Origin of the sequence: Ornithinimicrobium jinqii, assembly GCF_045032595.1 — a bacterium.
Taxonomy (GTDB): Bacteria; Actinomycetota; Actinomycetes; order Actinomycetales; family Dermatophilaceae; genus Ornithinicoccus.
Genome location: NZ_JBJFZS010000018.1, coordinates 250,265 through 257,519 on the forward strand (window position 1 = coordinate 250,265; position 7,255 = coordinate 257,519).

Annotated in this window: 2 protein-coding genes and 1 rRNA gene; all 3 read right to left on the reverse strand. The window is 69.1% G+C overall.

Annotation, left to right across the window (positions count from 1 at the left end):
* Positions 1 to 62 precede the first annotated feature (62 nt).
* The 3 genes from pulA to rrf all read right to left on the reverse strand — a co-directional run bounded on the left by pulA (position 63) and on the right by rrf (position 7,246).
* On the reverse strand, positions 63 to 5,777 hold the full coding sequence (gene pulA, locus ACI3ET_RS08875) for a pullulanase-type alpha-1,6-glucosidase (protein ID WP_405032654.1): 5,715 nt from the start codon (positions 5,775 to 5,777) through the stop codon (positions 63 to 65).
* Positions 5,778 to 5,941: 164 nt separating this feature from the next.
* A complete protein-coding gene (locus ACI3ET_RS08880) occupies positions 5,942 to 7,045 on the reverse strand; it encodes an NADH:flavin oxidoreductase/NADH oxidase (RefSeq protein WP_405032655.1) in 1,104 nt (367 codons plus the stop codon).
* A gap of 84 nt (positions 7,046 to 7,129) precedes the next feature.
* Positions 7,130 to 7,246, reverse strand: a 5S ribosomal RNA gene (rrf, locus tag ACI3ET_RS08885).
* Between the last annotated feature and the right edge of the window lie 9 nt (positions 7,247 to 7,255).

Genomic DNA, 7,255 nt, shown 5'->3' on the forward strand with positions numbered 1-7,255 from the left:
GGTGTGCGGAACCGGTCAGGTCCATCCTCGCGCACCCGACCGGGTAGCCGCAGCGCGCCCCGTCAGGGCTGCACGAAGACGGCCACCGTGTAGGCCGGGACGCTGGCGGTGGCGGTGCTCTTGTCCCACGTCGCTGCTGTGACCACGTCGTCGGCACCGTCGGCCTGGACGTCCGAGAGCTCGAGGAGCTCCCCCTCCAGTCCCGGCACGGCCTGGTCGACGGCCTCTCCCGAGGCGTTGAAGACCACGACCACCCCGTCGAGCCCGGCATCGGCGTCGGCGCCCACGGTGTCGTCGATGTGCATGACGATGACCTGAGGGTCGCCGTCGTCCGTGCCGGACACCGGGAAGGAGACCTTCTGCTCGATGAGGTCCGCGTCGCCGAGCCGGAACAGGTCGGTCGAGTAGCGCAGCCGCAGCAGGTCCTGCGACATGGCGCTGGCCGTCTCGATGTCGGCCGGGGCCGGCTTGAGCGTGGTGTCGGCCAGGAGCGGGCGCATCACGTCCCACTTGTCCTCGTTGTCGGCCGCTGGCGGCAGGCCACGGGCGAAGCCGTTGTCCTCCTGGGTGAAGTCGAGCAGGTTGAACCAGTCGCCGCTGTTGTAGGAGTTGCGGTCCAGGCTCTTGCTGCGCAGCAGGTCGGAGCCGGCGTGCCAGAACGAGATGCTCTGGCTCAGCGTGACCGTCGCCATCGACAGGGTGTTGAGCCGGACCCGGTCCGCCATCGGGGTGTCCTGCGGCAGCTTGAACGTCAGCGAGTCGAAGAGCGTCTCGTTGTCGTGGGCGTCCGCGTAGTTGACCACCTCGTCGGGGTCCTCGGCGTAGGCGGCCGGGGAGCCGTTGTAGCTGATCTGGTCACCGGGGACCTCCTCACCGGTCTCCTGGCTGCGCAGCACGAAGTCCCGCAGGTTGCCGGCGAGACCGATCTGCACCAGGTCCGTGTCGTTGGCGCTGGTCCCTCCGGAGCCGAAGCCCTTGTCCTCGGTCGGGTCCTCGTCGAAGGGTCCGCCTCCCCGCACGCCGTCGCGGAGACGGTCGTTGAAGGTGGCGATCGAGGTGCCGTCCAGCTGACCCTGTGAGGCCTGGTCGAACCGGGCGTTGTCGGCGACCTCGCCGAAGTTCCAGCCCTCTCCGTAGAGCGTGACCTGCGAGCCGTCGACGCCGTCGCGCTTCAGGGTGAGCTCGTCGAGCGCGGCCCGCAGCGCCTCCATGTTGTCCCGGGAGTGGTGGCCCATGAGGTCGAAGCGGAAGCCGTCGACCTTGTAGTCCGAGGCCCAGAGCACGACCGCGTCGACCATGAGCTTCTCCCCCATGGCGTGCTCGGTCGCCACGTTCTGGCAGCAGGTCGAGGTCTCGACCGCGCCGGTGGCGTTCAGGCGGTGGAAGTAGCCGGGCACGACCTTGTCGAGCACCGACCTCTCTCCTTGGCCCGCCTGAGCGGTGTGGTTGAAGACCTGGTCGAGGACGACGCGCAGGCCGGACTCGTGCAGCCCGCCGACCATGGTGCGGAACTCGGCGACCCGCTGGCCGCCGTGGGCAGCCTTCGCCGTGGAGGCGTAGGACCCCTCGGGGGCCATGAAGTGCCAGGGGTCGTACCCCCAGTTGAAGACGTCGTCGCCCGAGACGGCCGTGACGCAGGCCTGCTGCTGATCGCTGGCGGGCGCGAACGACTCTAGGTCGCAGGCCGGCTCGGACTGCTCGGACTCGTCCTCCTCGATCGAGGCGATGTCGAAGGTCGGCAGCAGGTGGACGGTGTTGAGCCCGGCCTCGGCGAGGTCCTCGAGGTGGCGACGGCCGTAGCCGTCCTCGTCGAAGGCCAGGTAGGAGCCCTGCAGATCCTCGGGCACGTCCGGGTCCGCCATCGAGAAGTCGCGCACGTGCAGCTCGTAGATGCTCTGGTCGACCTCGTCCTCGAGCACCGGGGCGGTGCTGGTGCGCCAGACCTCGGGCTGCCAGCGGCGGTCCCGCAGGTCCACGACCACGGAGCGCTCCGAGTTGAGCGTCAGCGCGACCGACCACGGGTCGGTGACCTGGTTGGTCTCGACCTTGCCCGTGGCGGGCACGTACACGTCCACCTCGTAGCGGTACTCCATACCGGTCCAGGAGCTCTTGCCCCGCGCGGTCCAGGAGCCGTCGTCCGCGCGCTTCATCTCCACCCGCTGCGGGTCCTTCTCGCTGCCCGTCGGCCACAGCAGCAGGTCGACGTCCTGCGCGGTGGGCGCCCAGAGGGTGAGCGTCGGGTTCTTGCCGTTCCAGGTGATCCCGTAGGCCGTCTGCGTCGCCTCTTGCGCGTAGAGGGCGTCGAGGACGCCCGGGATCTGGACGCCGGTGGCGTCGCTCAGCCGGCCCAGGTCGTCGTACATCGCGACCGCGACCTGACCCTTGAGGATCTCGCCGGCCTGCTTGGCCGTCTTCTTGTCGAGCCGCAGCGCGAGGTAGCCCTCGAGATGCGGGAAGTCCTCGACGACCGACGCGGGCAGACCGGCCGGGTCGTAGGACAGCGGGGCCGAGCTCCCACCCGTGACGGCCTCGGCGTCGACGGCCAGGCCGCCGTCGGGCGACCAGTGCAGGCGCCAGTCGGTCAGCTCCGGCTGGTCGGCGCTGTGGGCGGGCCAGGCGAGGAGGTCGGGGGTCAGCCAGTAGGCGCGAGAGGTGCTGAGGTCGGGCGCGACGCCCGCCTCGCTCGTGGTCACGGAGATCTCGTGGGTCTCCAGCACGTAGCTGATGGTGGTGACGATGCCGTCGCGGGGGACGGAGAACAGCACGTTCCCGCCGTCCTGGCCGTAGTCCTCGCCCCAGGCCAGCCCGTGGGCCACCTTGAACTCGTAGTTGCCGGCAGGCACCTGGGTGCTGGACCAGGTGTACGTCCCGTCGCCGTCAGGGTCGACGAGCCAGGGCTGCATGCAGTCGGGGGCCCAGTCGACGGGGCAGCCGAGCTCGCTCTGCATCGAGCCGGGGGCGGTGATGATCGGGCCCTCGGCGTCGGAGGTGACGTAGTGACGGGCGTGGTCGTAGTAGAAGCTCACCGGACCGCCGTCGGTGGTGTAGGCGATGTTGCCGCCGCCGGGGACGCCACCGGCGCCGTAGTTCTCGGTCCAGCTCTTGTTGACGGCGGCCTTGTACTCGTAGCTGCCTGCCGGGAGGGCGTCGTAGGTACCCTTCCAGACCGTGTCCTTCGCATCCAGGGACAGCTGCGCCTGCTCGCAGTCCGGTGCCCAGTCGGCCCCACATCCCATCCCGGAGTTGTGGCTGCCGGGCACCGAGACGGTCGCCGGCTGCTCGACGGGGCCGACGGGCTCGCCGCCGCCGCCACCGCCACCGGCGCTGCTGGTCGGCTCGCCGACGATCCCGTAGGAGGAAGACGCGGAGACGTTGCCCGAGTGGTCCTCGAGGACGGCGCGATACTCCAGCAGGGTGCCGTACGGCATACCCGAGACGTCGTGGAAGACGCGGTGAGGGGCGTTGTCGTCCGTCCCGAGCACGGTCCAGTCGTCCACACCGACCGGGCGGTAGGCGAAGGTGACCTGGGCGTAGGTGTGCTCAGGGACGGAGGCGCCGATCTCGGCGCGCCCGCCGACGACAGCACCGGCGGACGGGGAGTCGAGGTAGACCGCGGGGGCCTCCTGGCGCGGCGTCAGGGCCTTGCCGGCACGGTAGACCTCGACGGACAGCGGGGCCACCTCGACGGACAGGCGGGCGTCGGTGCCGGTCTTGACCTTGGTCGTGTCGCCGTAGACGGCGGTGAACTGTGCCTTCTCGGACCAGGTGGGGACGGTGACGCGCTTGGCGCTGCTGGAGTTGTTGGCCACCACGACGTACTCGACGAGCTCGTCGGCGTCGACACGGGAGAAGGCGTAGACGCCGGCGGCCGCGCTGGCGTAACGGTGGATCTGAGCACCGTCGACGAGGGCGAGGTGCTGCTCGCGCAGGTCGGAGAGCGCCGCGATCTGCCGGTAGAGCGGGTGGTTGGTGTCGTAGCGGTCGCGCGATCCCGACGGCGCCGCGACCAGCGGCTGGGTGGCGTAGGAGTCGACCTCCGTCGCGAACATGTCCTGGCGGGCGTCCTTGTCGCCGCCGGAGCCGATGAAGCCCTGCTCGTCGCCGTAGTAGACGACCGGCTGCCCGCGGGTGAGGAACATCAGCTCGTTGGTGAGCTCGACCCGTGCCTGCAGGTCCGCACCGGAGTGGTCTTCGGCGAGCATCATCGCGGCGCGGCCCATGTCGTGGTTGCCGGTGAAGGTCGGCAGCATGTAGGCGTTGGAGTTGGTGTCGGTGTAGTAGTCGTCCTGGGCGTAGAAGTCCCGGAGCGCGGTGGTGGGCGCGCCCTTGGCGAAGTCGATCGAGCGCGACTGGAAGCCGAAGTCGATGACGCTCTGCAGCTTTCCCACGGTGGTGAAGGTGGAGAGGTAGTCGGGATTGTTGTCGTAGACCTCGCCGAACATGAAGAAGTCCTCGTTGCTCTCACGGGCGGCGTCGAGCACAGCAGGGCTGAACTCCTGCCAGAACTCGAGGTTGACGTGCTTGACGGTGTCGATCCGGAAGCCGTCGATGCCGAACGCGGCCCACTCGGCGTAGATGTCGATCATCCCGTCGACGACCTCGTGGCGCTCGGTCCACAGGTCGTCCAGGCCGACGAAGTCGCCGTACTCGCTGGACTCCCCGGCAAAGGTCGAGTCACCCCGGTTGTGGTAGAGCCGCCGGTCGTTGAGCCACTCCGGCACCTTCACCGTCTCGTCTTCCCTGTCGCGGAACACCGGGGTGTAGGGGAAGGAGCCGCGGTCGACCTCGGGGAAGGTGTCGGTGCCGGCGTAGTCCTTGTCGTCGAAGACGGTGTCGTTGCCCGAAACCGTGTAGGGGAAGTCGCCCTTGGAGCGGTAGCCGTACTCCCCCTCCTCGTAGTCGATGACGTCGGCGGTGTGGTTGGTGATGATGTCGAAGTAGACCTTCATCCCGCGGGAGTGCGCCTCGTCGACGAGCGCCTTCATCTCCTCGTTCGTCCCCAGGTGGGGGTCGATCTGGGTGAAGTCGGTGATCCAGTAGCCGTGGTAGCCGGCACTGGCGTCGTCGCCGCTGCCCTGGACCGCACGGTTCTCAAAGCTCGGCGTCAGCCAGATGGCCGTCGTGCCCATCCCCTCGATGTAGTCCAGCCGGTCCATGATCCCGGCCAGGTCACCCCCGTGGTAGAACCCCTTGTCCGTGGGGTCGAAGCCGTGGTCGAGCCGCTTCCCCTCGATCCCCGCGGTGTCGTTGCTGCGGTCGCCGTTCGCGAACCGGTCGGCCATGACGAAGTAGAACTGCTCCTCGGTGACGTGCTCGCGGAGGCTGTCCTGCGCCAGGTCGTCGTCCGCATCGGTCGCACTCCCGGCCAGGTCCTGCGGCACGATGCCGACGGCCTCGGTCTCGGTGTCGAAGGAGAACTCCAGCGTGGCCGGGCCACCGATCCTCAGTGGCAGGTTGGCCTCACCGCTCGGGTAGGCCCCGTCCCACCCGCCGTCGAGGGCGAACTTGTACTCCCAGTCGCCTTCAGGAACCTCGAAGGTTCCGCTGTAGACGGAGCCGGTCCCCTCCACCGGCTGCAGCACCGTGTCCTCGCAGGAGGGATGCCAGTCCGAGGAGCAGCCGAGCTCGTCCTGCAGGTTCCCGACGAGGGTGACGGTCCGAGCCGCTGCGGCTGTGGCCGTCGAGGCGGTCGCCACCCCGAGGGTGACGGGAGTGGCGGCTGCCGCGCTCAGCAGCAGGGCACCGGACAGAACGCCGGCGAGGGCGGGACGCGACATTGCGGCTCCTGGTTCATGGGGCACAGTCAGGGTGACTGACTGACTCTAGACCAGACTTGTCGCCAAGACGACAAAACCCTGCAAGACTTTGCACAACCTTGACCGACGACGACCCGTCCCGACGATCCCCGGGCTCCGCCGGTCCGCCGGTCCGCCGACCACCCTCAGAAGACGGACCGCTCCACGATCCGACCGTACTGAGGCACCCACGGGAGCTCGTGGCCCAGCGTGTGCGCAGCGCGGTGCCACCAGTGGGGGTCGGCCAGGGCAGCACGGGCGATCATGACCGCGTCCGCCTGGCCGGTGGCGAGCACGTGCTCCGCCTGGCGCGCGTCGGTGATCATGCCGACCGTGCTCACGGGGATCGAGAGCTCCCGGCGCAGGGACGCGGCAAAACGGGTCTGGTACCCAGGCCCCACGGGGATGCTGGCCCGGGCCTCGTTGCCGCCGGTCGAGACGTCGACGAGATCCACACCCAGTCCCGCCAGCCGCTGAGCCACGGCGATCGTGCGATCGAGATCACCCTCCACACCGCCGGGCGCCTGCTCGGACCAGTCCGTGGCCGAGAGGCGCACCAGCAGGGGTATGCGGTCAGGAAGCACCGCGCGTACGGCGACCACGACCTCCTCCAGTAGACGCGATCTGCCCGCGTCGGATCCCCCGTAGCCGTCCGTCCTGTCGTTCACCAGGGGGCTGAGGAACTGCGCCAGGAGATAGCCGTGGGCACCGTGGACCTCGACCGCGTCGAACCCGGCGATCACCGCACGACGGGCGGCCTGGGCGAACGCCCGGATGATCCCGTCCAGCTCGTCCGTCCTCAGGCCCCGCGGGGAGTCATAGCGCCCGAAGGGCTGGGGGGTGGGCCCCACCGTCTCCCAGCCTCCGTCGTCGAGCGAGACGGAACCTCGCTCGTCGTGGAAGGGGGCGAACACGGAACCCTTGCGGCCGGCGTGCCCGAGCTGGATGCCGATCCTGGACCCCACCTCGTGCACCTGACGGACGACCCTCTCCCACCCGGTGATCTGCTGGTCCTCCCACAGCCCCGCGTCCCACGGTGAGATCCGCCCCTCCTTCGTCACGGCGGTCGCCTCGGTGAGAACCAGGGGTGCGCCGCCGACCGCGAACGACGTGAGGTGGGCGAGGTGCCAGTCGGTCACGAACCCCGGCTCTGAGGGGCGGCAGGAGTATTGGCACATGGGCGAGACCCAGACTCGTCCGGGGAGCTCGAGCCCACGCAGGGTCAACGGTTCAAAGATTGCAGGAGGCATTCCCACAGTCTGCCATCGACTTCGTCCCGGGCATGACTGTGCCCCTGACCAGGTCTCCCCGGTCAGGGGCACAATCGAAATGAAGTCCGGCGGTGTCCTACTCTCCCACACCGTCACCAGTGCAGTACCATCGGCGCTGTCAGGCTTAGCTTCCGGGTTCGGAATGTGACCGGGCGTTTCCCTGACGCTATGACCGCCGTAACGCTGTCG

Bases quoted from the DNA above. Each gene is read 5' to 3' on its own strand.
- pulA (WP_405032654.1), bottom strand. From the start codon at position 5,777: ATGTCGCGTCCCGCCCTCGCCGGCGTTCTGTCCGGTGCCCTGCTGCTG.
- ACI3ET_RS08880 (WP_405032655.1), bottom strand. From the start codon at position 7,045: ATGCCTCCTGCAATCTTTGAACCGTTGACCCTGCGTGGGCTCGAGCTC.